The following is a 24547-nucleotide window of genomic DNA, read 5'->3' as shown; positions in this document are numbered from 1 at the left end:
TGCTGCCACGTGCACCCGGAGGTCGTCACGAACACGATCGCGGCCAGCACCTCACGGTCACCGTGCCGGCGCCGGCCGCCGCCCTGGGGCCGCGAGGGCGCCTCCGGCACCACGCGCTGGAACAGTTCCCACAGCTCGTCCGGCACCAGCCGTTCAACGATCCCTGCCATGGCCGACAGCCTACCGAGCCGATTGAGATGACCTCTAAGCGACGGCCCCACCACCCGCGCCACGGTCCGTGCATTCCTGCTCTGGACCAGCAGACGCGGCCATACCCGCCCGCTGACGGCACCGGTCATCAGCTCCTATTTCGCTGCGCGCATCATCGGCAGGGACCAACGCTGGGCCCTGGTCCGCCGACTCGTCCACGACGAGCAACTCCAGTTCGCCGACCGGGCCACCGGTCTGCTCCTGCTGCTGTTCGCCCAGCCTGTGGGCCGCATTAGTCGGCTCACCACCGAGCATGTTGTCGACCGTGGCAACACGCTTACTCTGAAGCTTGGGCGCGTACCCGTCGAGCTCCCCGCGCCCCTGGACGACCTGATCCGCCAGCTGGTCGAGCAACGAACGGTCGCGCGGCCACCGTCCCGCTCGAGGAACCCAAGTGGCTGTTCCACAGCCTCTACCCAGGACAGCCGATCAACCCGAACACCCTCGGCCGGCGCCTGAAGGCGATCGGCGTCCCGCCTCAGCTCGCACGCCATGCGTCACCGATGGACATCGCCTCGGAGCTGCCCGCCGTCGTCCTCAGCCGCCTGCTTGGATTCCACCAGTCCACCGGAGACAACTGGACCCGCGAAAGCCAAGGCTTCGGTGCCGACTACGCCGCAGAAGTTGGCCGCCGACTACAGCAAAACTCATCATCATGACTGCCACCGCACCAAGGTGCCAGCGGTTCATTCGAGTGCCCTTCCGCGGCCGTTGCCTGAAACGGTGGCAGCGTTGACACAACAGCACGCACGCCGAAGCCCTCCGGGAGGAGATCGCAGAAGTCCTGTCCGCGATGGGCCTGCGCCTGTCGCCGGAGAAGACCCTGATCACCCAAATCTACAAGGGCCTCGACTTTCTCGGCTGGCGCATCCAGCGCCACCGGAAACGAGGCAGCAACCGGCACTACGACGTTGTCTCACGTGGCAAGTTCATCGGCTTCTTGTGGCAGCTCAGGGCACTGGCCATTGCCAGACTTCGGCCCTTCCGGTCGTTGCGGTCCACGCACGGGATCTTGAGGCCGCGAGTAGCCCATGGCAGGCTCATGCCGCATGATCGATGAATTCGCGAAGGACAACCTGCACGGGAGACTGCGGCGGGACCGCAAGGCGCTGGTCTGGAAGCTCGACGGCTTGTCCGAATACGACACCCGCCGACCGTTGACAGTGACCGGGAGCAACCTCCTCGGCCTGGTCAAACACGTGGCCAGCGTCGAGGCCAGGTACTTTGGCGAGGTCTTCGACCGCCCTTCCCCGGAATCGCTGCCCCGGTGGCAGGACCACGACGGCAGCGATCTGTGGGCGACTGAGGACGAGACCCGCGAGCAGATCATCGAGTTCTACCGGCGCACGTGGGAACACTCGGACGCGAGGATCAACGAGCTTCCCCTCGATGCCCCCGGCCACGTGCCGTGGTGGCCGGAGCCTCATTCCAACACGAACCTATTCGCCGTCATGGTCCACGTCCTCGGCGAGACCAACCGGCATGCCGGGCACGCCGACATCCTGCGCGAAGGCGTCGACGGCCGAACCGGGATGCGCCCCGAACATGAGATGCAGATCGATGAGGAAGCCCGCGACGCCTACTACGCGAAGATCGAGCAGGCCGCCAGATCGGCCGCATCGGCCAAGGCATAGAGGGCTGTGCCACGTGACTTGATGTTCGAGCGGCATGATGGCGGCCGTGAGGGCTGATCTGTCGAAGCGTCTGGTTCCTGATGAGCTCTGGGAGCTGGTCGCCCCGCTACTGCCGTCGTTCGTGGCTCGACCGCAAGGTGGCGGGACCGCTCCGCGTGACGAGCGGGCGGTGTTCACGGCTGTGGCGTACATACTGACGAGTGGGTGTGCGTGGCGGTATCTGCCGGAATCGTTCGGTGTATCGTCGGCCACCGCGCACCGTCGGTTCAGCGTGTGGACCGAGGCCGGGTTGTGGCGCAGACTGCACCGGGCGGTGCTGGACGAACTCGGCGCCAGGGGTGAGTTGGACTGGTCGTCCGCGATCGTCGATGCCGCGTCGGTGCGGGCAAAAAGGGGGGCTCGCTGACCGGTCCGAATCCAGTCGATCGCGGTAAGGAGGGCAGCAAATTACACGTGCTGTCTGAGGGGCAGGGCCTGCCGCTGGTCGTGGCGGTGTCGGGTGCGAACCTGCACGATAGCCAGGCGTTCAAGCCGCTCATCCTGGGGATACCGGCCGGCCGCTCCCGGCGCGGACCCCGCCGCGGACGACCGGTGAAGGTCCGCGCGGATAAGGCGTATTACTCTGCGGAACACCTGCGCTGGCTCCGCGATCGCCGCCTCGTTCCTCGGATCGCCCGGCCCGGCATCGAGTCCGGTGAGCGCCTTGGCCGGCACCGCTGGAAGATCGAGCGGTCGATCGCCTGGCTCTTTGGCTACCGTCGCCTCACTGTCCGGTACGAACGAAAAGGCAGCCACTTCCTCGCCTTCCTCGGCCTCGCTGCAGCCCTCACCTGCTACAAGAGACTCGCAAAACTCACCACGTGAGACATCCTCTACGTCTATACCTATCCGTCCGGAAGGGCTGTCAAGGCCAGCACCGGCAAGGTCAGGACGATGCGCCGGACGACAGACACGAGCCAGCCGCTCGATGCCCTGCTGCGTCAGCTCAACCCGGCGCTCAAGGGCTGGTGCGTCTACTTCCGACCCGGCGTGTCCAGCGCGACCTTCGCCTACCTGAGCCACTACACGTGGCGCCAGGTCGAGAGCTGGTTGCGCCGCAAACATTGCCGGTCCACCTGGAAGGACCTCCGCCGCCGCTACTGCGACGTCGGATGGTGGCCGGCCTCGGACGAAAGGCCACTGTTCAACCCGGCCAAGGTGACCACCACGCGTTACCGCTACCGGGGAACGAACAGTCATCCCGACCCCTTGGCCCGGCCTGGATGAGGACAATACGCAGGTCCTGAACAGGGCTTGCGGAGCGCCCGGTGCTCGGAAACGGGCACGCCGGGTGCGGGAAGCGGTCCGGGGAAACGGACCGGCCGCCGAGGCCGGAACCGCGCCCGGGCCAACTTCACCGTCCACAAAGTCGCCGCACACTGAGGATCCGGACGTACGAGAGGCGGCCGGCGCGACCCGGGAGCACCAGCGGGCCCTTCTCGGGAACGCGGCTCGTAGCTGACTCCTACGGAACATGGCTCCTTCCTTGCGTTTACAGTCGGTGGCGGCGCCGCCATCGAGCGGTGTTTCCCCCGACTTGCGAGGTGCTTGATGGGCAGGTTGCTGGATTCCTGCGATACGACGGTGTCGGCGAGCTATCGGCTGTTCGGGCTGGTCGACACGACCATGGGGGCTGAAACGTTCGATGATGATGCGGACAGATCGAAGTGGCTGCTTCCCGGGCCGGGCCTGGTGTATCTGCAGGTGCCCTCGGAGGTGGGCACGACGGTGATACGTCTGGAGTCGTGGACCAGTGCACCGGCGCTGCCGCCCGGTCAGTGGGCGGGGTGCGAGGAGGTCGAGGTGGACCTTCCTGAGGGCGAGCTTGGTTTGCAGACCGTCGACGGCGGGCTGAGGGAGATTCCGCTGGTGTTGCCGTCGCCGGGCACGTACCGGATGCGGTGGCAGTGGACGTTCAACCCGAACGCGGGTCCTTTCACCTCTCCTCTGCAGGGTTGTTCCGACGTGTTGGCCACGCCCGCCGGTCATGAAGCCGCTCTGGGTGGGGAGGATCAGTTCTGTCTGGTTCAGATCTGGCGGACCGCCGCCGCCTGAGCCACGTCGAAGGGACCGCAGGGCCGCCCCCGAATGGGGACGGCCCTGCCTTGGTTTACCGGAGTATCACTGCTGGAGTGTCAGTCGCCGATGGTGACGGTGAAAGCTTCCCAGTCGAGGATCCGGTCACTGTGATACCAGGCGCCCAGGCGGCGGCCTGCTTCCTGGTTTTCTTCCCGATTGATGTAGCGGACGGAGAAGTCGTCCTTGAACTCGTCGCCTTCGTACTGGTAGCGGGCAGCGCCTTCGGCGGACGAGCGGAACGGGTATTCGTCGCAGTCCTTGCCCGCCGCCGGGGCGCCGGGGGTGTTCTCGTTGCAGTCGAGTTTGCGGACCGCCTCGTTCTGGTCGTAGCGCTGTTTGGAGGTCGCTCCAGCGGACTCGGTGATGCGGTGCAGCGGGTGCAGCGGGCTTTCGCCGGGCAGGTTCTTCCCGGTTTTATTGGGGTAGCTGGCGTCCGGGTCCTTGCGGGCCTCGTCGATGTGGCGGGCTACCGCCTCGACTCCGGTGTAGGGGACGGGCAAACTGGCGTCGCTGGTGTCGCTCTTGTCGTAGCGCAGCGATGGGGTGGCATCAGGGAAGACCGAGCCGAGCTTGGCCCACGGGTTGTAGGCGGCGCTGTCGAAGCGGACCTCGCCCTCTTCGCCCTCGGAGGAGATGAGCTGGCTGTAGCCAGGCAGGGTGAAGTCCAGCTTCGGAGTGAACTTACCGACCGCCACCTGCTCACCGACGGCGACGTCGGGAAGCTTGGGGGTGGAGGACCACAGGTCGAACTTGGTGTCGCCGTCAGCTTCCCACCCGGCGGGCGAGTCCTCACGGCCGTCGAAGAGCCCGAGGTAGCAGGCTTCTTCCTGTTCCGCGGTGGCGTTGCCCGGGGCCCAGGTGCCTTCGCAGGGAAGGTTCGCTTCGATTTTCGCGCCGGGCTTGGCGAAGTCGCCGCCGATCCAGTGGACGTCGAGGTTCAGGTCGAAGTCGGCGTAGCGGGTGTATTCACTTCCGTCCAACGGGCCGATCTTGCCCTGGCCGATGAGGGTTTGCGTGGCGATGAACTCGCCGTGCAGGTAGCAGCCCGGGGGCCACAGGCCGCACTTGATGGCGGGCATCAGGACGAGTGTGTCCTGGCAGTAGGAGAACCGGTTCTTGATCCAGCCTGCCGCGTTGTCGGCGTCATCGGCCGCGGAGCACTCGGCGGGGTCCTTGATGTATTCGTACTGGTCGGCGGGCTTCCTACCGCCGGTGAACTTGGTGGACGGTGTGGTGTAGGTCCGCTCCCATACCGCTTGGGTGTTGTTGGCGGCCTCGGTCTTGGGGGCGGAAGGCCCGCTGGTGGGCTTGATGCCGAGTGCTTCGAGGTTGCCGTCCCGCTTGAAGACATCCTGGATTTCCTGGACCTTCATGGGGTCTTTGACGATCTCCGGGTCGGAGATGCTGTAGAAGTCGCCCGACTGCAGGTTGGTGGGCTTGCCCGCGGCGGCGGTCTCCACGACGAACGTGGCCCACGGGGACCAATTGGGATTGTAGTGGGTTCCGTCGTAGGCGTTGGTCCGGAACTTGTACATCTTGCCGTCCACGAGCTGCCCGGCCGGGGCCTGCACCGTCGCCCACTCGCCAGGGGTAACGGCGCCGGAGACAAGCAGTCCTTCGCCGGCCGGCGTGGTGATCGGTGTGTTGGTCTCCGCGTCGTAGACCTGGAAGGTGCCGCTCACCAGGTCACCGTCCGCGTCCGCGAACTTGTCCCTCAGCGTCGGCGTGAGGGTGTCAACACCCCACACACCGTTGTGGGACCGGAACGGCGGGCCTGCCTGTTGGGCCGTGCCCTCCTGCGGCCGGTAGTTGTAGGTGACGCTGAGCTTGGGCTGGTTGGACGCGTTGTTCGCGGAGTTGACACGCTTCCAGGCCAGGGTGCTGTCGGTGGCCGCGCGCAGGCCCATGTGACCGCGGGTCGCCTTGGCGGACGCCCAGGTCTGCACCAGCGTGTCGACGTCGGCGTTGATCCACCCATCGGGCTGGCTGCTCGTGCAGTCGGGGTTGCCGCGGGTCTGGGTGGAGGAGTGGTACTGGGTCCAGGTCGGCTGGTTCGTCCACCGTGACGAGGTCGACGGCGCGCTGGTGTTCCCGATGGTCCAGCTCTGGTTGGAGCAGTCGGTGTTCCCGGAGTGGAAGTTCCACAGGGCCAGGTTCGTGTCGACGATCAACGCGTCCTGGATCGGCGTGGTGTTCCACGTGATGAAGGACCGCGCGGTGCGCGGGGTGCCGTCGGCGTTCTTGGTCCCGGGGTTGCCAAGGTCCAGTTCGGTGTCGGTGGACCAGTCGACGGTCTCGCCCTGCTGCACGTAGGTGTCGAAGGTGTTCGCGAGGGCGGAGGTGGAGGGGTCCACCGTGACGGGGTACTGCGTCGCCGGGTCGGCGAGGAAGCCCGGGTCGGGGGTGACGACGAGGTCGATCTTCCCGTCCCCCTTGTCGAGGACCTCCATGTCGACGCGGGCCCGGTGGGTGTGTTCACCGGACCGGTCATCGGTGGCGGCGTCCCACATCACCGGAGCGGGCATGGTGGCCCGGACGGCGCCGGTCTCGGCGTCGGTGAACGTGACCGAGCCGTCCTTGTTCGCCTTCGCCTTCATACCCTCTGCCTGCAGCGGCAGGGTGTAGGTGAAGTCGGTGGCGGCAGGCTTCTCGGCAAGCTCGACGAACTGCTCGAAGCCCGTACGGGTCGCCTCGACGATCACGTCGGCGCCCGGAACGGCGTCGTGGTAGCGGGCACGCGTTCCGTCAAGTTCGGGCTCGGGCAACGCACCCTTCCACTGAAGGGTTACGCTCCCGTCTCCGCTCCCCAGCGTGACCAGGTCCCGCGCCGGCGAGTTCTGCGCGGCCTTGAGAGACTTCGCCTTGGTGCCCCCCTTGCCGGCCAGGTGCAGCCCGTGAGGGTGTTCCTTCGAACGGACGGTGCCGTCCGTGTCCTTGGTGAGGGTGACGTCGACCTTCCACCACTTGCCGTTCCGCCACACACGCTCCGGACCGGAGGTGAGCTCGGTGGTCAGTGTTCCGTCCGGGTTGGCGACCGTGTGTGAGGTCGCGGTGGTCTCGTCTGTGACGACCACCTTCTCCCCGGTCTTCTTGGCCTCGGAAATGGCCCAGCCCTTGGACCCCTTGGGGTACTTCGCGGCCTTGGCCGGTTCGGAGGACGAGCTTTTGGCCTCCGAGGATTCCTCCGCCGGAGGCGGCGTGGCGGCGCTTGCCATCCCAGTTGCGAACGCGACTTCCGCGACCAGCAGCAAGGCGGCCCCGACCGCAAGCCGAGCTCTGGTTCTCCCGTGCGAGCGGCGTATTCGTGAGTGCACGAAGCACACACCCTTTCTTGATCGACAAGGTGTATGGGCACTGTAGGTGTGAAAAATTGGCCACTGGGCTCGGCGGAAGAAGATCGGCTGGAATCAACTCTGCTGTCGTGGGGGAGAGTTGTGGCCTGGGGGTATCCCTCTGCAAACGTTGCATTACTCACGCCGCAGCGTGGTGAGCATGGCCGAATACCGATGTGTTGTTGGCCGGTGCGTCGCACAGGACTTTGGTGTAGTCGGCTACTGCCCCGACCGCTTCGACATCACCGGAGCCCTGGTCTGCCTCGCCGGGATGGCGCTGATCATGTATGCCTCACATGGACACTGTTCCGGCGGACGCAGGAGCATTCCGCAACTTCCGATAGCCGGGCTTACCAACAACAGCCATAGATGAATCTCCTTGAAGACATACAAGACAGGAAGTTGAGGTGCCTGCTCAGGCGTGTTCGCTGCGGACGTCTAGCCAGCGGCCGACTGGCCAGCCGCCGCTATGGGCGTCGCGCGGTCGTTGTGGTGCGCTGCGGTGGCATCGCCGGAGGCGTGCGGTCTGGACCCGAGGATGTGACGAGCGGGGTGGGGCGGGTATCGAGTCCTGGGTCGAGGTGTACGGCGTAGCGGGCGGCGGTGAGCATCTCCGCGGCCCAGGTCGACCGCTCGTTCTCCCAGTCTCGTCCCATGTCGAACGGCAGCCGGATCCAGTGACCGCGCAGTGACGGTTCGAAGAGGAAGCCCGCTCGGAGCAGGATCTGTCCGGCGAAGGCGTCGAGGGAGCCTTCGACGTCGACCTCGCCGCCCCGCCCTCGGGCGATGTGGATCGGTCCTGAATCAGGGCTCATCGGCTGCGTCCGCCGGCATGGACGGTGAGATGGGCGGTGGGCGCGTAGGCGGGCTTCGGCGGGATCGGGCGCGCGGAAGCCTGCGCGGTCGTCGGTGCCGCACTGTGCTGGAGTGACCGGCCGGCGGCGGCCCGGGCGATGTGCCTGCGGCGCTCGGCGGTTCCGTTCGGCCGGAGTAGGGGAAGCGGGTTGGCTGCTGCGAGGGCGACATCGGCGTCGACGTGTACGGCGAAACTCTGCGCGTGCAGGTCCTGCGCGGCTTGGCGGGTCCGGCGCAGACCGTCGTGCTCGGGCTCGGTGAGCCGGTACAGGCCCGGCTCACCTGGGACGTGCTCGAACTGGACTCGGGTGAGGTACCAGTCGGCGAGATGCGAGGGGAAGTCGGAGGCGAAGGCGGCGACATAACCATGCTGAGGGTGGGTGCCGAAGATGAAGTGGGTGTCAGGATCCAAGGAGGGAGAGTCTCCTTCTGGTGAGGGGACCGAGGGTCAGCGGTGAGGGCCGGGGGTGCCCTGGGCCGGTGCGGGCGGCAACGCACGCGGAGAGACGAGAGCGGGAGACGCTTCGCTGACGGGGGGCTCGCGGTCGGGAACGGCGCGACGGGCCAGGTTGATGAGGCCCTCGCCGCCCTCGGTGAGCCACCAGGCCAGCTGATAGGCGTGAGGGGTCTCGGCGTGGGTCGGCGCGGTGATGACGTCGTCCACCCGTTGGAGGAATGCGGCCTCGTGTTCGGTGAGCGTGGCCAGGGCGCGCACAGCGGCGGTGATGTGCGGCGCCGTTGTGGTGAGTCGGGTGAACGTGTCTACGAGGTCCGTCGGCGGTGGCTCGGAGACGGGGCGTGACGTGTACGTCTCGTGTGCCCAGTCCAGGTCCTTCTCCAGGGAGTTGACCTGGCAGTGAAGTACGGCGCGAGTGTAGGCGGGCAGCAGATGGGAGCGGATGTGCCTGGCGGCTGTGGCTGGCGTCGGCTGCACGGTCACGTCTGCGGGAGGCGTGACGAGTGCGTCGGGACGGAGGCTGCTGGGGTGGATCGCGCCGACGTGGTAGAGGTCGCGCTGCGGGTCGCGGATGACAGCGAGTTCGGCTCCGTCGTCACGCTGCAGTACGGCCGACCACCGCACACGGTGCTGGTTCAGCGTGGCGGCGACGGGGCCGGTGCTCCACATGCAGGTGGCGAGGTCCCCCTGCCAGACGCGCATGGCGTAGTTCTCGACCCTCACGTTCCACTGGCCGGGAAGGCGATCGACCAGGTCGCGGGCGAAGTCGCCGATGTAGGTCTCACTGCTCGGGGTGATCTTGATCTGGGAGATCTGGGCGACCACGCTCAGGGTGAGCAGAACCTCGCGGGTACGGTCGAGATCCCCCAGCGGAACAGCGTGGTTGCCGTCGTCGGCCTTTTCGAATCCTGCGATGTCCAGAGTGGTACGCGCCCGGCGCCAGGTGTCGCCGTCGACAAGTGCGACGACGCCGTCGCGGAAGCTGGTGAACAAAGTGATCTCGCATGAGGCTTGGTCGGCGACGCTTCCACCTGAAGCGGCAAATGGAGCGAGTTCGGTGAGGTTCACAGAGTGGTTCCTTCGGCGCGGACGTACGGGGCGAGCGCCAGGGGTGCCGACCTCCGGCGGACGGTGGTGCGGTAGCCGAGGCGGTCCTTGCGCAGGCGGGTGGTGATGACGACCGTGATCAAGGGGATGGGCGGAGCGGGCTCCGGGTGGTGCGGACAGTGCGAGGTCAGCGGCGGGCGGCCGTGCGGGGTGCGCCCGGGACGCGGGGCGCAGGTGTGGGAGCAGCTGTAGGCGATGTGGGGAGACGGGCCGGGGCTACGGTGGGCCAGGCGGTGGGGTTGCTGAAGTCGGTGCGGGGGTCGGCGTCCCAGCTGACGACGGGGCCGGATGCGGTGTGCAGCGCGGGGATCACTTCGATGCCATGCGGGCGCAGGACGTATCCCCATTCCAGGTCCTGGTCGGCGGCGGTCGACTCGGTGACTGTCATGCGGGCCGGCGGGGAGCCATCTGGGGTGATCAGGTGGTCCAGCGTGCGGCTGGGCCAGTGGTCCCCGCCGGTGAGGGCGGTGACGATCTCGGGTGGCGCTCCGTTGAGGAGGTCGGTGCCCAGTTCGTCCCAGCCGACGGCTACGTCGTCCACGAGGTGCCGCGTCATCGCCTCCAGGTTCCGGCCGAAGCGGTGTTGGAAAGCGGCGAGCAGTAGGGCAGCTTCGAGGTGGGCGCACCGTCGAGGTGGACGTATATGCCGGTGTACCCGGTCGGGGTGGGGCGGGCGATAAAGGAACGGGTCGACAGGTGAAGCCTCCAGAGGGGTGTGCTAGCGGCCGGGCGTCGGGCCGGCGGACGGTGGGCCGGGCGGATTTGGGGGGAGACCTGGAGCCGTCTTCGGGGCCGGCGGTGGCGCGGGGGCGGGGTCGTACTCGGCGCGCAGGACAGCGAGGTCGGCCTCGTCGGCAATGGCGAGCACGGACAGACTGCGGCTGGCCGCTTCCATCAGCAGCTTGGACGGAGCCCCCTGTTCAGCGAACCGGTGACGGTCGCCCCATCGTGCGATGGCCACGAGGAGGTCGCTCACTGCGCTCAGTGCGGGCTGGGCGGCGTCCAGGAGGTGCTGGGTGATGGCGCTGACGTCGGCGGGTGTCTCGGCGGCGGCGAGCGCGGCGAGATAGGGGGCCGCATCTGGCGTCGGCAAGGGCTCGGTGGGCAGTGGGTGCTCGGCGAGGAACCGTTCGGCATCGCGGCGGGCCCAGCGCAGCGGGTCGTCGCGGGTGGCGATACCGAAGTGCGCGGCGGCGATCTGTTCGGAGGTCCGGCCGACGTTGTCGTACAGCTCGAAGTCAGGATGCTGCATGTCCTGCTCCTAGGCGGCGTTGCTCGGGCCGGCCGCCTCGGCGTCGGTGCGGCGGCAGCTGTAGCCGATCAGCTTCGACTTGTCCGGGGTACGTGGGACGACAGCGGCGTTGGAGCAGTTGAACGTGTACGTGAAGTACGGGCTCGGCTTCGTGCCCAGCCAGGCCCGGTTTTCCTTCGACGGCACGATTTCCAGGCCGGAGTGGGAGACGGCGTCGCGCTGGATGTGCGTGTGCGCGAAGACTACGAGGGCATGGCCGTCGGCGGTCTTGAGTGCGTAGCTGTCCGGGAAATCGGTTGTGGCGGAGGAGAACTCGGTGGTGCCGCGACTTCCGAACTTGTCGGCGGTGTCGTCTTGGGCCTTGACCTGCCGCTTGGATGTCTTGGTCGGGGCGAAGACCTTTGTGCCCGTCAGGTCGCCGCCTGTACGGAAGTTGTCGATCACTGCCGAGCGAAGGACATCGACCGGGGCCGCGACGTTCTTCGCGGAGGCGGCGTCCACCGAGGTGGCGTAACCGTGGGAGTCCAGGGCGATTTTCGGCAGCTGAGTCTTGTCGTCGAGATCGACGGCGGCCACCATCTCCCACCGCTTGGTCTTGGGCTGCTCGGCCATGACCAGGACGCGGGCGTGCTCGTTGCTCGTGCCTGTGTAGGTGACGGCGGCGAACCAGTGCTGCTGGCCGGGGGTGAAGCGGGGCACATAGACATCGGTGGCGGTGAGGTCGTACGACCACGTCTTGTACTTCTCGCGGTCGGCCTTCGGCAAGCCCTCGTCCTGCTTGTAGTCCGCGACCGACATGGCATACAGCGGACCGTCCTCGACCGTGTCGAGGAGCTTTCGATCACGCGTGGCGTTGGCCTTGTTGTTGACCTTGGAGTAGTGGGTGATCTGGGCAAGGGCCTCGGAGTTCGTCAGCGCCGGCCCGGCGCTCGGTGAGGGCGGAGCGGTGCGCTTGGCCGTGGCTGGAGTGTGGTCGTCGGCGCTGTTGGAGGACGAGCAGCCACTCGTGGCGAGTACGACGCCTGCGGCGGCCGTGAGTAGGAGAGCGGTGCGGTGGGCGGTGGTGTGCAGGGGAATGGTAGTGCTCCAGTGAGGTTTGGCCGGCCAGTAGGTCGCGGGGGTGGACGAGAGCCAGGTGGCCGATGGCTTCGAGGCGCGGACACTCAGCGTGCGCGCGTTGGCCGAGAAGGCAACGGCACCGGGGGCCGGGCGGTGGTGGGGAGAGCGGGGGCGGCTCGGCGGAGATTGACGCCAATGCCTGCGGCTGTGAGCTGCTGGACGGCGGACGTGATGAGGAGTGCTCGGTCTGCGTCGCCGTAGGAAGGAGGCAGGAGGAACGCCGATTCGTACGGGTTGTAGTGGAAGTAGTGGCCGTACAGCACGTTGCGGGCTTGGTCCGGGACGCTGGCATACGGTGCGCCCACGGCACCATCCGGATACCAGATCAAGGTCAGTGTCTGAGCTACCTCTGCGGCAGCGGCCCGGTGCGGCGGATCGGGCTGGACGGCTGCGTTGTGCCGTACGGCGGCCAAGGCGTTTTGGAGCCGTGGCAGAACCCGCCGGCTGACGGCGGCTGCGGCGCGGACCGGGTCGTCAGGGACCGAGATTCCGGTGGGCTCGTCGACTTCCCTGAAGTGGTGTGGCAAGAACCCTTCGGGCTGTAGGGGAGCCACCAGGTACTGATGGGGATAGAGGGGGCGCTTCATCACACAGAGCTCCTCGCCGTCTGGTCCTCCGACGAAGGCCGTACGGGTGTCGGGCCAGTCGAGCAGGGCCCAATGGGCCGGTCCGTCATCCCAGACCTGGTCGGCTATGGGTGGGGCGCTGGGGAGTCGGAATCCGATGTACTTGCGGTCCCATCCTTCGGGCAGATGTGATGCGAGTGCTGTTGCGAAGGTACTGACGCGGCTCGGATACAGGTGGGCCTCCTGGATGTAGGGGGGAGTGATTGGCCAGGGCAGGGACCGTCGGCGGTGATGGGCAGATGAGCGGTCGAGACGGCAGACCGGTGTCCGTGAACTCACTGGCTTTGTCAATGCATGCGGGCGTCGGTGTCGAACAGGGTCAGCTCGTGGGCGTGGAGGAGATGCTGGACGATGAAGCTTCGGCCGGCGACCTTCCACAGGCCGCGCCCGCGGTTGAGGTGGGCGATGGCCTCGGTTTCGACAGAGGTGAGACCGAGGAGAGTGGCCGCGGCGTGGAGCTGGTCGGTCTCCTGGCGGTAGATGATGCGGGTGGAGCAGTCGGCGAGGAGTCCTTCGGCCAGGGCGCGGCCCTGCGATCCGGCGTCGCCGGCGGTGAGCAGGTCGGACAGCCGGTGGATGACCATCAGGTTGGCGATGCCGAGTCCGCGGGAGAGTTTCCACTGGGTCTGCATCCGCTGCAGCAGGCCGGCGTGGCGCATCAGGCGCCACGCCTCGTCGTAGACGATCCAGCGTCGACCGCCGCGCGGATCGGTGAGGGCGGACTCCATCCACGCGGAGGCACAGGTCATGGCGAGTACGAGGGCGGTGTCGTCGCCTGATCCACCGAGCCGGGACAGGTCGATCGTAAGCATGGGCGCGGCGAGGTCGAAGGCGACGGTGGAGGGGGCGTCGAACATGCCGGCGAGGTCGCCGTGGACGAGTCGGCGCATGGCGTGGGCGAGGTCGCGGGCAGTGTCACCGAGCCGTCCGGCCAGCATGCCGACGGCTTCGTCGAGCTGGGCGGGGCTGTTGAGGGCGGCGGCGATATCACCGAGAAGCGGGGCGCGGCCGGTGGCGGTGGCGTGAGTGACGACGGCGTCGAGTGTGATGTCGAGAGCGGTGTGTTCCACGGGTTGCAGCTCCCGGCCGAGGACGGTTCGGGCCAGGGAACCGAGCAGAAGGAGGCGCCTCTTGCGGATCTCGCCGGCCCAGTCCGCTTCGAAGACGCTTTTCGGTCGTGGGGCCGCGTCCAGGGGGTTGAGGCGGCCCGGCAATCCGGGGCCGAGGGCAACGGATGTGCCGCCCAGTGCCTGAGCGACAGGGGTCCACTCGCCCTTGGGGTCGCACGGCACGTAGATCCGGTAACCGAAGGCCACGCTGCGCAGGGCGAAGCTCTTGGCCAGTGCGCTCTTGCCTTGACCGATCACACCGGCCAACAGGATGTTGGGGTTGGTGAACCCCTCGACCGTGCCGTACAGAGTGAACGGGTCGAACACGAACGAGGCTTCGGCGTGGACGTCACGGCCGATGTAGATCCCCTCGGCGCCCAGTCCGCCTTCGGCGAGGAACGGATATGCCCCTGCTGCGACAGCGGTGGTCATGCGGTGGGCGGGCAGTTTCAGGCGGTTCCCGCGGGCGGAGCCAGGACCTGGGCGTCCGCTTGGTGGGTACAGGGGTGCGGGTGTCTCGTGTTTGGCTGCTGGGCTGTCCGCCTGCTGGATGCTCGCTTCGGCACGTGCTTTCGCAGCGGCCTCGGCGAGCTGTCGGCGGGCGGCCTTGCGGCTCGCCCGGTCGGTGCCGTATGGGGTGAACAGCGGGCTGGCGGAGGCGCGGCGGGCTCGGCGTGCGGGCCGATGGTTCATCAGAGGCCCTCGTTTTGTCGGATGGCGCTCATCGAACGCATGCGGTGGTGTGTGGCCGGTTGAGGTCGGTTGGGGTGGTCTTGCGGCGGACGATGTGTCCGGCGGTCAGGTGCCGTTGGCAGATGGTGAGGACCGGGGGCCCCTCCAAGAACCGATCGGGGCGGCACTCGGTCGAATCCGCCGAGGCAGCAGGTAGAAGGTGGAAGGCCGTGTGGATCTCGGCGGTGGCCTGCCAGAGCCGGGTATGGGCGGCGGCCAGGTGTCGGCCTGCGCTGGGATGCGGAGGGCGGGTCGTCTCAGCGAGCTGGTCGAAAAGCTGCTGCAACTCGGTGAGGTGGGCGTGGAGCACGTCGAGGTGGGTACGGGCCACTGGTTCCGGCTGTGGTGAGCGGTTCAGGGCACGGGCGTGGTGGCGGATGCCGGCGGTGGCGGCGCGGAGATAGGGATGCACGTCGCCAGGGGGCGGAGGGGAGGGCAAAGGGGGGAGGTCCTTCCTGTCACCGGCTTGGAGTGGTGGCTGGGTCAGAGAGTGGTGCGGGCCAGCGGGAGCGCGGAGACGGCGAAAGCGTCGGGCTGCTGGAAGAACAGGCGACGCAGGTCCACGCCGGCGGTGACAGCGGCGGTTTCGATCTGTGCGCAGGCGGCGTCGAGGAGGGCGTCGGTCTCGGCGGTGACGGTGACCAGGCCGGTCAGGGCGACGTCGGCGTGGCCGGCGATGAGCTGACGCTCGCGCTGTTTGACGTCGGCGTACTCGACGGAGTCTTCCTCGCTGTCGACCTGGCCGCGGCGGGCACGTTCGTTGGCGTCGGCGATGATCGCGGCTTTCTTTCGCTGGACGTCCCGCAGCGCTGACTCGAGCTTCTGGGGGACGTAGATAAGGGACAGGCTGCGGCGGATGCCGGCGGTGAACATGATCCCGTGCAGGAATCCGGCACCCATTTCGGTTCGTGGCCAGTCCTCCACCCAGTACGTCACATGGCGAGCGCTGTCGGTGGCCAGCCGGTCGTACTCCTCGACCTGGACGACAGGCCCGGCAGCAGCCGGGTCCGCTTCCGCGCGGCCGTTTGGCGACCACTGCTGGAGAGCGGCCAACGCCTTAGGGTCGTAGGCAGTGCGGATAACAGCGGCGATTTCCTTGGCATTCAGCCATCCGGTGACCGTCAATCCGGCGTTCCGGGCAGCCTGGGCGATCGAGGAGGTGGTCTGCTCCAGCACGGTGAACGCGCCGGGCAGTCCTCCGCCCGCCTGGCTGATGAGCCGCTTGGCGGCCTTGAGATCGAGAGAGATGGCCAGATACGTCTCGTGCGGGGCGGCGGCCGGGCCGGCGGAGGCCACCAGTTCGGCATAGACCTGCCCGGCGGTGGGAGCTCCGGGGTGGCCGTGGCGGGCCCAGTGACGGGCCAGAGTGTCACCGGAGTCGGGGACGGTCCGTTCCAGGACCTGCACGGTGGCGACGTGTCCGATGCGGGCGGTGCCTGCCAGCGCACGCCCCCAACCGTTGACGTTGTGGTTCTGTGTGGCCGGGTCGAGCAGGGCGAAGGCCCGGGAGGAGACACGGGCGACGGCGGTCAGGGTCTGCTGGTGCGGATCGTGCACGGCGGCAGCGCCGTTGGCCGAGTCGCCGGGGGTGACGACCTTCAAGGAGGCCGCGGTGCCGGGCAGGTGCAGGACGCCGTCCTGCCGGGGCCGGGCGACCGGCCGAGCCAGCCACAGGGTCTGCCCGATGCGGCGGCGGTGGGCGTAGCGGACGACGATCGGGGCCCAGTCGATCAAGGACCGGCCATGCCGACGGATGACGACCAGAGTGGCGACGGCCGCCCACAGCGGAGCGAGGGCGAGGGCACCGAGCAGCCCGGTGGAGATGACCGTCACCAACAGAAGAGCCAGCGCGGCCGATACGAGAACCAACTGGGAAAGGGAGAGGCCGAGGAGGATGCCACGGCGTGATCGATGGGGGAATTTCACCATGACCGGAGCAACGGACAAATCAGACAAGAGGCTGGTCCTGGAGGCGCGCGGGCGGGACTCCAGGGGCGGGATGTGGTGAGTGCGTCCCGCCCCTGGAATGTGGACGAGGTGTCAGAGGCCGCTCGGCGGCGGCGGGGGAGGAGAGGCCGTGCCGCTGGTTCCGGCAGACTGATTGCCGAAGGGCGGCGCCGCTCCCTGCGGCGGCGGGGTCGTGGTCGGAGGCACGGACTGCCATCCATCGGCCTGTCCGTCTGGGGCACCGGAACCGGAGCCACCCGTCCCCTGGCCTCCGCCCACCAGACCGCTGGTGTCCTCGGAGACGCTGGCCGGCGGAGGCTGTACTGCCTTCTCCGGACCGGACTTCACGCCGTCGCTCCCAGGCGACGAGCCTGCCTGGGCGTTCTGCGCCTCCTCCTGATTCCCGCCTCCGCCGCTCGAAACGGGGACGATGTCGCCGGGGAAGCCACCGCCGGCAGTGGTGTCCGGGCCCTGTGGAGCGGCGTCGGCTGCACCGGCGCCTGCGGCAGCTCCGCCGGTTCCGGCGGTGGCCGCCATCGCGGCGGCCTTCCTGCCCGCGCGCTCCGCGTGCTGCTTGGCGAGCTGCGCACCGGCGCCGCCGGCGCGGTGCAACGTCTCTCCGTCGGATCCCTCGGCAGCCCAGTGCACGAACTTGAAGGTGGCGTAGGGGCAGAGCAACACCAGAACCATGATCACGATGCCGGTCAAGACATCGGCGAGCGCAGCCAGACCGTCCTCGGCTTCGGTCTCACCCATGGCAGCGAAGCCGAGGACAAAGATGATCGTCATCAGCAGCTTCGAGACGACGAGGGTGGCGGTGGCCTCGATCCAGCCCTTGCGCCAGCGGCGCGCGACCTCCCATCCTCCGCCGGCCCCGGCGAAGACGGCCAGGGTCACCATGATCAGGATGCCAACCTTGCGCACCATCATCACGCACCAGTACAGGACGGCTCCGAGGGCTGTTCCGAGGCTGGCGAAGACAGCGACGAACCAGCCGAGCGCGGCCAGTCCTGGCAGCTGGCTGACCTTGAACATGCGGCGGACCGCGGAGGCGACGTTTGTGTTCGCGGCTTTGAACAGGCCATCGGACAGCGCATCGACGACTTCGATGGCGACCGTGGTGCAGGCGATGGCGGCGAAAGCGAAGAGCACTCCGCCGGCCGTGCCGGTGAACGCCTGTGTCAGGGCCTGCCCATCGCGCCGGATCGCGGCGCGGACGAGCTGGGCGCAGAAGGTCGCCACGAGGACCACCAGTCCGATCGGGAGGATGGTCTCGTAGTTGTCGCGAAACCAGGGGGCGTTGAGGTCGACGCGAGTGGTGGAGTCGACCGCCAGAGCCGCGAGGTCGGCGGATGCGGCGGCGAGTTCGCCGGCGCTCTTGGCCATCCAGTCGCCGATCGCCTTGCCGGGATCGGAAGCGAAGTCCACGGCTTCACCGACCAAGCAGACCTTGTCCGCGAGGGGGAGGTCACAGAACCCCATGGGGACTCCTTTCGGTCAGGGCGCGACGTTCGGGGCGATGGCGACGAGGGAGCAGTCGGTTGAGGGCCGGCACTGCACGGCGAGGGTGATGGAGCGGTTCTCCGCCCCTCCGCCGCCCTTGGCCCAGGTGATGGTCTGCTTGCCGGTGACCGTGACGGCGTAGATGTACGCCTTGGTGATCTCCGAGGGGTTCTCGGCGAGGGCCTGCTTGAAGGCGGCCGGGTAGTGGCCTTCGGCGACGGTGGCCTCGGCATGCTGCTTCTGGTCGGCCATCCGCGACCACAGGGTCGGATCCGGCATCTGCGCGGAGACCGACGTCCAGTCGCTGTACTGGCTCTCGGCGGTCATCCATGCCTCTATGCCAGCGAGCTGCCGCTCGTGGCTGGTGGTGCGGGTGTCATACGACCAGAGCATCGAGGCGGCGGCTTCGGCGAAGGTGACGGGGTCGGAGAATCTCGGTGGCGCGGGCACCGAGCCGGTCCCGGCCGACGGATTCTGCGGATCGGTGGACGACGCTGTGTGGGGCGTTGAAGTAGTGGCGGGAGCACCGCTCGCAGAGGGGGAGTGGTTCTCACCGCGGCCGACGCAGTAGGCGGTCGCCGCAGCGGTGGCGAGGAGAGTGGCCAGCGCGATGGCGATCAGTGTGAAGCGACGGTTCGCGGACCAGCCGGCTCCGTGGCCGGACAGGGAGGAGAAGCGGTTGCGCATCAGTTGACCTGGGAGCCGAGGGCGCTGAAGAACGCGACGATGCCGTTGGCGGCGCCGAGGCCGAGTGCGGCTCCGGCCGCGACGACCGCACCCTTCTTCCCGTTCGCTTCGGCTTGGTGGCCACCGGTGTGGTGACCCCACGCCCAGACGGCGAGGGAGACGGCGAGGGCGCCAACGACGGCGATGATGCCGAAGAGGTTGATGCTGTTGACGACGTTCTTCAGCACCGCCAGACCAGGCAGGCCGCCTCCCTTGGGGGAGATGCCGGGGTCGTAGGCGAGCTGGATGAAGTAGCCGGTAAGGGGTGACACGAGTGGGATGGGCTCCTTGTGTGCTCAGGCCGACGGACCCGGCGAGCGGGAAGACTGCGGAGGGGGCGTGGGGAGGCAAGGACGGGTACGACAGTCAGAGGACTCGGCGAGCGGCGAGTACGTCCCAATCCTTGATCGCGGTGATCCGGACGGGCTTGCCAGTACGCGGGGCTTCGATCACGAGGCCCTCGCCGATGTACATGCCGACGTGCTCGGGGCGGGCGGCACTGCCGCGACTGAAGAGCAGGTCACCGAGTTTGAGTGCCTTGGTGGAGATGGCCTTGCCTTCGTTGACCTGCGTGTAGGTGGTGCGGGTGAGGGTGATGCCGACCTGCTTGTACGCCTGCTGCATCAGTGAACTGCAGTCGCAGCGGCCCATCGGGTCGGGGCCGTGCGGTGCGGTGCAGCTGCCGCCCCATTGGTACATGGTGCCGAGCTGCCGCATCGCCCAGACGATCGCCTTCTTGGCCTGCGGGCCGGTGCCTTCCGGGATCTTGTAGCCCTTCGGCACGGCTCCTTCGGGGATCGACCCGAAGGACGAGCCGTCCGCCGTGCTGCAGTCGGACAAGGGAGGCGAGGTGGCGCTGTCCTGGTCCGGTGTGTCCTCACCGGAGCCGGGGAAGGCGGCGGCGATGGCCTTCTGCAGCGCGGTCGCGAGCGGCTCCCACTGTGCGTACGCGTCCGGGTAGCCGGATTTCTGCACCACCTGCGCCGCCTGCGTGAGCGTCATCTGCTGCCAGCCGTGCACCTTGAGCAACGCCTTGTAGAAGCGCTCGCTCGCGTAGACGGGGTCACGGATCTGCTCGGCGGTGCCCCAGCCTTGCGACGGACGCTGCTGAAACAGTCCCAGGCTGTCGCGGTCCCCGGAGGAGAGGTTGCGCAGCCGCGATTCCTGCACGGCTGTGGCGAGTGCGATGATCTGACCGCGCTTGGGCACGTCCAGGCTGATGCCGGTGGCGATGATGGTCTGGGCGTTCGGCACCTGCTCAGCAGGCAAGGTCAGGCCCTCGATGCGGACATCGGAGGCATCCGCGCCGTCGAGAATCTTGGAGACCTGCGCGCTGATCTTGTCCGTGTCCAGGTCGGACAGGCAGGAGAAGTCCGAAGTGGCGCTCTGGGCGGCTTCGCTGGAGGCGACCATCATCATGGCCGCGCCGCCAAGGAGGAACGGAGAGAGGAAAACGAAACCGATGCCGACGGCGAGCGCCTTCAAACGGTGCGATCCGCTCGCGGGATGACATGGGCGGGCAGGGGCGGATAGCGAGGCGTCATGGATGCGTCCTTCGAGGTGTGATGCCGGTGTGCCACGCAGCGCACATGGAGTGAAGTGGAAGGGGCGCGGTCAGCCGGAGGCGATCGGGGGCCGACGGGCAAGCTGCCGCTCGCTGCATCGGCACGGCTGAGCCAGATGTGCCAGGGCAGGGGAAACCTCCGCGAGTTCAGCTGGGCGGTCAAGCCAGTGGCGGTGTGCGCCGGGCGGTTCCAAAACATTAGGGGTGGAACGCCGGTTGACCAAAAAGCCACAGGGAGGGACCCGGAATCCGGCCCCCCACCACGCGCTTCTTGGTCAACCGGCGTTTCACCCCTACAGTTTTGGGACTCCCCTCGGCCTTCCCCAGGCAGTGGCTTTGGGCTTCCATATGCCCAATTCCTGTCTGCGGGGTCCCTCGCATAGCAGGGGTTTTCCCTCCGCCTTCCATACCCGAATCGGGGTACCTCTTTGCCTTTTTCCTTCCACCAGGGCGACGCACTCAGCGTCCTCGCCAAGCTGCCGGACGACTGTGTCGACTCGGTCATCACGGATCCGCCGTACAACTCGGGCGGCCGGACAGCGAAGGAACGCACCTCCCGCAGCGCGAAGCAGAAGTACACCTCTGCCGATGCCGGCCACGGTCTTGCGGACTTCACCGGCGAGAACATGGACCAGAGGTCCTACGGGTTCTGGCTGACGCAGATCATGACCGAGACCCACCGGCTGACGAAGACCGGGGGAACGGCACTGCTGTTCACCGACTGGCGCCAGCTCCCCATCACGACAGACGCGATCCAGGCGGCCGGCTGGTTGTGGCGTGGCGTGCTGGTCTGGCACAAGCCGCAGGCCAGGCCGCAGAAGGGCAGGTTCACGCAGAACTGCGAGTTCGTCGTCTGGGCCTCCAACGGGCCGATCGATGCCGGTCGGAACCCGGTCTACCTGCCGGGCCTCTACAGCGCTTCACAGCCGTCAGGCGCGAAGCGCCAGCACATCACGCAGAAGCCGGTCGAGGTGATGCGCGAGTTGGTCAAGATCGCCCCGCCGGGCGGCACGGTACTCGACTTCTGTGCGGGCTCCGGCTCCACCGGCGTTGCCGCGCTCTTGGAAGGCCGTGACTTCATCGGCGTGGAGAAGACCGAGCACTATGCCGCCATTGCGGCCGACAGGCTCACCGAGACGGTCCGCCGGACCCTCACCCAGGACGACGTCGTTCTGACCGCCTGACCCTGCAAGCCACCTCATCAAACGGATGGTGCGTGGCCCTTTCAGCAGCCGTCAGTACGCCGCGGCATCCCCGCCCCCGCCCTTCTCTTCCATGATTCACGGAGGCCGCCTTCCCATGCCTGAATCCGTAGACCTCAGCGGTGGGGAACTGGAGCCGATAAGGGTTCCGGACCCGCACCTCGAAGGAATCGAAGCCAGCGTCCGGAAGCTCATGGACCAGTCCGCCCAGCAGGCCCAGCAACTCGACCATCTCGCCTCGACTCCGGCGGCAGGCCCCGCATCGCCCTTCGCGGCGTTCGGCCTCCCGGGGCTCGGTGGCCCTGCCCCGGCGCCGCCGCCCGAGCCGCGCCCGATCCTGGAGTTGGGGGACAAGGAGTTCGAGGACGAACTCGATGCCTTGTCGGACTGGGTCGACGACTTCCTGCTGCCGGTCTACGGGGCAGAAGTGACCACGGCGGCGCCGTGGTGTCTGCAGTGGCAGGAACACCTTGACGTGGTGGCTTGGCTGCACGCCCTCTGGCTCGCCTACCAGCAGCACAAGGATTCCGAAGCCGGCCTGTCCGGGCTGTTCGTCTGGCACCGGGACTTCCTCACCCATGCCGTCGCGGCGATCCGGGCACCGGGCGGCCCGCTGTCGGCATGCATGACCTCTCCGGACCGCCCGGCCCACCGACTGCTGCCCGGACCGCCGCCCTCGGCCCGCACCGAGAAGACGAACACGGCAGAAACCGATACGCCCGGCTCCAGCGAGCGGGGCCTGCCGGCGTCATGAGCGCGAGACAGCCCGCCTTCGGCCTCAGCTTCGATCCCCGCGCCCTGACCGACCTCCTCCAGGCACCCAGCAGTATCCGTGACCTGACACTGACGTACCTGCAGGAAGTAGTGAACGCCGATCGCTTCGGGACCAAGCTGACCGGCGACCTTGAGGGATATCGCAAGCTGTTCGTGGACGCCCGTAAGGAATGGCGAGTGGTCTACACCGTGCGCCCAGCGCCACCGGCCTCCACACATCTCCGCGATATTCATGTCGTCGCTGTCCGGCCACGAGCCGGAAACGACATCTACGACACCGTCGGACGCAGGCTCGGCATGGAACGTCGGCCACTGAGTGCCCGGACGCACGCCGCCCGCTCACGCTCCCCGCAGCTCACGGCCCAAGGACGCACACCCCGGCCCGGACCGTTGCCTTCCGCCTTGCCCGGCCCTCCGCAACCCGCACAGATCCCCGCACACCATCGCACCCGCTGACACAATGAGCAGCTCTCCACGCCCCCTGAACGGCCCTGCGGGACATGGACGAGAGTGGCTCTGCGCCTTTCCGCGTGCTGCACGAGGAAGTGGACATCAAGGCAAGGACCCACACACTGCGCGAGGGTGGCTTCGAAACCGAACCCCACGCCATGCAGTGGTATGACGACTGCCTCGACGGAGAGACCGCACCTCTGCCGCCTGTGCAGCTCACGTCCCGGCCAGCCGATTGTCACCCACTGTGCCGGCAGCCCCAATACATCGCTTGCCGGGACGCAGTCGTTGATTCCTGCGTCCGTGCAACGAAGCGGAATGTAACCGACGATCGCCGGTTAGCCAAACCGGCGATTCTGCGGACTCTTGTACAGCCGACGAAGTGAAAGCCCGTCTGGTGTTCTCCCTTTGCCCCAATTCTCCGCACAGAGGTTACTTCCGCATGCATGCCACCCGAATATCAAACCCTGCGCTCATCGAAAAGGAGTTTCCCATGCCCGCCGGCATAGAGGATGTCGTGGGCGTGCTCACAGAACAGATCGAGCGTCGCTTCGACCTCAGCATGGATGACCTGACTGCCGCGGTAGTAGCGACACCGGGCGCCAACCCCGAGGCGACGGAGGTCGTCAAGTGGCATGGGCTCCTTGCGGAGTCCCAGGCAGCGCTCGACCGAGCAGAGGACAGCCTCCTTGCCGCACTGGAGACGCGACCCAGCGAGGTGGGTGACCTTGCCGACCGTGTCAGGACAGCCGTGACCGCCCGAGACGGGCGGGCCATGGTCGTGCGCTGGCTGCTCGACCCCAACGCCTTGGGCAAGAAAGGCGTCGCTGCCGAGCGTTTGGCCCGCTTCAATCGGACCAACCGGCAAGGTTCCGCCGTGACCACGAGTCCGCCGGCTCGACCCGCGACGGCCTTCGCCGCGGGTCGAGGAGCGGTTCGGTGAGCGTTCGCGAAAAGCCGTGCTCCCAGGACGATCGGATTCATGAGGTCTTCGGCGCCTCGGTCACCGAGTTGTACGGGACAGTGACCGGCTCCGGTGCTACCGCCGCCGTGCCCCGTGCGCTGAAGCTGCGGTCCTTCCTCGCCCTGGCCGAGGAGCAGGTCGCCCGCATGCGCGAGCGAGTGCACCACGCCATGGCACCCGAGCATGACATGGACGAGCTGTCCGCGGACGACTTGCGGTGGGACGCGCAGTGGCTGGGCGCGGCACTCGAAGCCCGTGACGGCTACAGCACCGCGCTCGATGACCTGCTGCGCAGCATGCCACCTCCCGGCCAACCCGACCGGCCCGTCCGTACGACCCAGCCCACTCTCACGACCACCCTGCCCCGGCCGTCGCCGCCCCGGTACCGCAACGTGCCAGGGCGCCCCGGGCCCGCCGACCGTGAAAGCCCCTAATTGCCCCACCTGACGTCCATCGAGACAGCCGGACGGATCGAGGAGCTGTACGGCGCTGCGCTCGCCGACCTCGAAGCCCATACACAGGGCCAGCCACCCGGCATGCTCTCCGCTCTGCTCGGAATGCATCAGGACCTCGCCTTCGCAGAGCGGAGCATCACCTTCCACCGCGACCGCCTCGCCCAGCTCGTCCATCCCGAGCGGCAGTTCGGCACACACGAGGTCTCGCACATTTTCGACTGTGTCCGCCGACTCGCCGAAGCCGTCGCAGTCCGGGAGACCCAGTCCGCCACGACTCAGGCAGTTCTGCAGAGCCTTGGCCGCGCCGTCGCCCCGAAGCCGTCCACCGACTCCGCGACCGCCGCGCTTCCCGTTCCACCCGTACCCACCGCGAGCACCGTGGCGACCCGCTGACTCGCCCGGGCCCTCAGC

The 24547-nt window shown here is 67.7% G+C and carries 27 protein-coding genes and 1 pseudogene; 12 read left to right on the top strand and 16 right to left on the bottom strand.

The window, feature by feature from the left end; genetic code table 11:
• Window positions 1–170 (bottom strand): transposase (locus tag ACIF80_RS36240; RefSeq protein ID WP_399812978.1); only part of this gene is annotated, 170 nt, incomplete at its 3' end.
• 833 nt (window positions 171–1003) lie between these two features.
• Here ACIF80_RS36240 and ACIF80_RS36235 point away from each other — a divergent pair.
• The 5 genes from ACIF80_RS36235 to ACIF80_RS36215 all read left to right on the top strand — a co-directional run bounded on the left by ACIF80_RS36235 (window position 1004) and on the right by ACIF80_RS36215 (window position 3938).
• Complete coding sequence (locus ACIF80_RS36235) at window positions 1004–1270, top strand: hypothetical protein (protein WP_399812969.1); 267 nt, start codon at window positions 1004–1006, stop codon at window positions 1268–1270.
• The gene (locus ACIF80_RS36230; RefSeq protein ID WP_399812966.1) at window positions 1260–1844 is read left to right on the top strand and encodes a DinB family protein; all 585 of its coding nucleotides are present in this window, start codon (window positions 1260–1262) and stop codon (window positions 1842–1844) included. The genes ACIF80_RS36235 and ACIF80_RS36230 overlap by 11 nt, the downstream gene beginning before the upstream one ends.
• A gap of 46 nt (window positions 1845–1890) precedes the next feature.
• Window positions 1891–2708, top strand: a protein-coding gene (locus ACIF80_RS36225) for an IS5 family transposase (protein ID WP_399812963.1) whose coding sequence is annotated in 2 segments (ribosomal slippage) — window positions 1891–2230 and window positions 2230–2708 — 819 coding nt in all. Because the reading frame shifts where the segments join, the coding sequence is not laid out codon by codon here.
• 69 nt (window positions 2709–2777) lie between these two features.
• A complete protein-coding gene (locus tag ACIF80_RS36220) occupies window positions 2778–3110 on the top strand; it encodes a group II intron maturase-specific domain-containing protein (RefSeq protein WP_399812960.1) in 333 nt (110 codons plus the stop codon).
• Between the two features lie 324 nt (window positions 3111–3434).
• The gene (locus ACIF80_RS36215) at window positions 3435–3938 is read left to right on the top strand and encodes a hypothetical protein (RefSeq protein ID WP_399812958.1); all 504 of its coding nucleotides are present in this window, start codon (window positions 3435–3437) and stop codon (window positions 3936–3938) included.
• Window positions 3939–4018: 80 nt separating this feature from the next.
• On the opposite strand, the gene ACIF80_RS36210 is transcribed toward ACIF80_RS36215, so the two are convergent.
• The gene (locus ACIF80_RS36210; RefSeq protein WP_399812956.1) at window positions 4019–7177 is read right to left on the bottom strand and encodes a DNRLRE domain-containing protein; all 3159 of its coding nucleotides are present in this window, start codon (window positions 7175–7177) and stop codon (window positions 4019–4021) included.
• Window positions 7178–7454: 277 nt separating this feature from the next.
• On the opposite strand from ACIF80_RS36210, the pseudogene ACIF80_RS36205 reads away from it, so the two are divergent.
• Window positions 7455–7598 (top strand): annotated as a pseudogene (locus ACIF80_RS36205) (hypothetical protein); the annotation flags it as partial.
• 163 nt (window positions 7599–7761) lie between these two features.
• Here the strand turns inward: ACIF80_RS36205 and ACIF80_RS36200 are convergent.
• The 14 genes from ACIF80_RS36200 to ACIF80_RS36135 form a co-directional block, all read right to left on the bottom strand.
• Window positions 7762–8109 carry a hypothetical protein gene (locus tag ACIF80_RS36200; RefSeq protein WP_399812954.1) on the bottom strand — a complete coding sequence of 116 codons (348 nt, stop codon included), beginning with the start codon at window positions 8107–8109 and terminating at the stop codon, window positions 7762–7764.
• Window positions 8106–8561 carry a hypothetical protein gene (locus tag ACIF80_RS36195; protein ID WP_399812952.1) on the bottom strand — a complete coding sequence of 152 codons (456 nt, stop codon included), beginning with the start codon at window positions 8559–8561 and terminating at the stop codon, window positions 8106–8108. Before ACIF80_RS36195 ends, ACIF80_RS36200 begins: the two co-directional genes overlap by 4 nt.
• Window positions 8562–8597: 36 nt before the next feature.
• Window positions 8598–9599 carry a hypothetical protein gene (locus ACIF80_RS36190; protein ID WP_399812949.1) on the bottom strand — a complete coding sequence of 334 codons (1002 nt, stop codon included), beginning with the start codon at window positions 9597–9599 and terminating at the stop codon, window positions 8598–8600.
• A gap of 71 nt (window positions 9600–9670) precedes the next feature.
• Window positions 9671–9796 (bottom strand): hypothetical protein, encoded by a 126-nt coding sequence (locus ACIF80_RS36185; protein WP_399812946.1) that lies wholly within the window; start codon window positions 9794–9796, stop codon window positions 9671–9673.
• Between the two features lie 44 nt (window positions 9797–9840).
• Window positions 9841–10269, bottom strand: coding sequence for a hypothetical protein (locus tag ACIF80_RS36180; protein ID WP_399812944.1), 429 nt, complete (start codon window positions 10267–10269; stop codon window positions 9841–9843).
• A 162-nt stretch (window positions 10270–10431) separates the two neighbouring features.
• Window positions 10432–10965: a hypothetical protein gene (locus tag ACIF80_RS36175; protein ID WP_399812941.1), complete on the bottom strand. Its 534-nt coding sequence runs from the start codon at window positions 10963–10965 to the stop codon at window positions 10432–10434.
• 9 nt (window positions 10966–10974) lie between these two features.
• Window positions 10975–11763 carry a hypothetical protein gene (locus tag ACIF80_RS36170; protein ID WP_399812938.1) on the bottom strand — a complete coding sequence of 263 codons (789 nt, stop codon included), beginning with the start codon at window positions 11761–11763 and terminating at the stop codon, window positions 10975–10977.
• Between the two features lie 1234 nt (window positions 11764–12997).
• Window positions 12998–14512, bottom strand: a complete 1515-nt coding sequence (locus ACIF80_RS36165; RefSeq protein ID WP_399812935.1) for a VirB4 family type IV secretion system protein — start codon at window positions 14510–14512, stop codon at window positions 12998–13000.
• A gap of 28 nt (window positions 14513–14540) precedes the next feature.
• The gene (locus ACIF80_RS36160; RefSeq protein ID WP_399812932.1) at window positions 14541–14990 is read right to left on the bottom strand and encodes a DUF6238 family protein; all 450 of its coding nucleotides are present in this window, start codon (window positions 14988–14990) and stop codon (window positions 14541–14543) included.
• Between the two features lie 44 nt (window positions 14991–15034).
• Window positions 15035–16507, bottom strand: a complete 1473-nt coding sequence (locus tag ACIF80_RS36155; protein WP_399812930.1) for an SCO6880 family protein — start codon at window positions 16505–16507, stop codon at window positions 15035–15037.
• Window positions 16508–16591: 84 nt separating this feature from the next.
• Complete coding sequence (locus tag ACIF80_RS36150) at window positions 16592–17980, bottom strand: ATP-binding protein (RefSeq protein WP_399812927.1); 1389 nt, start codon at window positions 17978–17980, stop codon at window positions 16592–16594.
• 15 nt (window positions 17981–17995) lie between these two features.
• Window positions 17996–18688 (bottom strand): hypothetical protein, encoded by a 693-nt coding sequence (locus ACIF80_RS36145; protein ID WP_399812924.1) that lies wholly within the window; start codon window positions 18686–18688, stop codon window positions 17996–17998.
• Window positions 18688–18999, bottom strand: coding sequence for a DUF6112 family protein (locus ACIF80_RS36140; RefSeq protein WP_399812921.1), 312 nt, complete (start codon window positions 18997–18999; stop codon window positions 18688–18690). Before ACIF80_RS36140 ends, ACIF80_RS36145 begins: the two co-directional genes overlap by 1 nt.
• Window positions 19000–19093: 94 nt before the next feature.
• On the bottom strand, window positions 19094–20212 hold the full coding sequence (locus ACIF80_RS36135) for a C40 family peptidase (protein WP_399812918.1): 1119 nt from the start codon (window positions 20210–20212) through the stop codon (window positions 19094–19096).
• 507 nt (window positions 20213–20719) lie between these two features.
• On the opposite strand from ACIF80_RS36135, the gene ACIF80_RS36130 reads away from it, so the two are divergent.
• The 6 genes from ACIF80_RS36130 to ACIF80_RS36105 all read left to right on the top strand — a co-directional run bounded on the left by ACIF80_RS36130 (window position 20720) and on the right by ACIF80_RS36105 (window position 24529).
• On the top strand, window positions 20720–21475 hold the full coding sequence (locus ACIF80_RS36130; protein WP_399812915.1) for a DNA-methyltransferase: 756 nt from the start codon (window positions 20720–20722) through the stop codon (window positions 21473–21475).
• Window positions 21476–21686: 211 nt separating this feature from the next.
• The gene (locus tag ACIF80_RS36125; protein WP_399812976.1) at window positions 21687–22247 is read left to right on the top strand and encodes a DUF4913 domain-containing protein; all 561 of its coding nucleotides are present in this window, start codon (window positions 21687–21689) and stop codon (window positions 22245–22247) included.
• Window positions 22244–22723: a hypothetical protein gene (locus ACIF80_RS36120; RefSeq protein WP_399812912.1), complete on the top strand. Its 480-nt coding sequence runs from the start codon at window positions 22244–22246 to the stop codon at window positions 22721–22723. The genes ACIF80_RS36125 and ACIF80_RS36120 overlap by 4 nt, the downstream gene beginning before the upstream one ends.
• Window positions 22724–23210: 487 nt before the next feature.
• A complete protein-coding gene (locus ACIF80_RS36115) occupies window positions 23211–23660 on the top strand; it encodes a hypothetical protein (protein ID WP_399812910.1) in 450 nt (149 codons plus the stop codon).
• Window positions 23657–24115 carry a hypothetical protein gene (locus ACIF80_RS36110; protein WP_399812907.1) on the top strand — a complete coding sequence of 153 codons (459 nt, stop codon included), beginning with the start codon at window positions 23657–23659 and terminating at the stop codon, window positions 24113–24115. Before ACIF80_RS36115 ends, ACIF80_RS36110 begins: the two co-directional genes overlap by 4 nt.
• A complete protein-coding gene (locus ACIF80_RS36105; RefSeq protein WP_399812904.1) occupies window positions 24116–24529 on the top strand; it encodes a hypothetical protein in 414 nt (137 codons plus the stop codon).
• The last annotated feature ends 18 nt before the right edge of the window (window positions 24530–24547 follow it).

The sequence above is a fragment of the Streptomyces sp. NPDC085927 genome (assembly GCF_044540975.1).
Classification (GTDB): domain Bacteria; phylum Actinomycetota; class Actinomycetes; order Streptomycetales; family Streptomycetaceae; genus Streptomyces; species Streptomyces hirsutus.
This window is presented reverse-complemented; position numbering and strand designations above follow the sequence as displayed.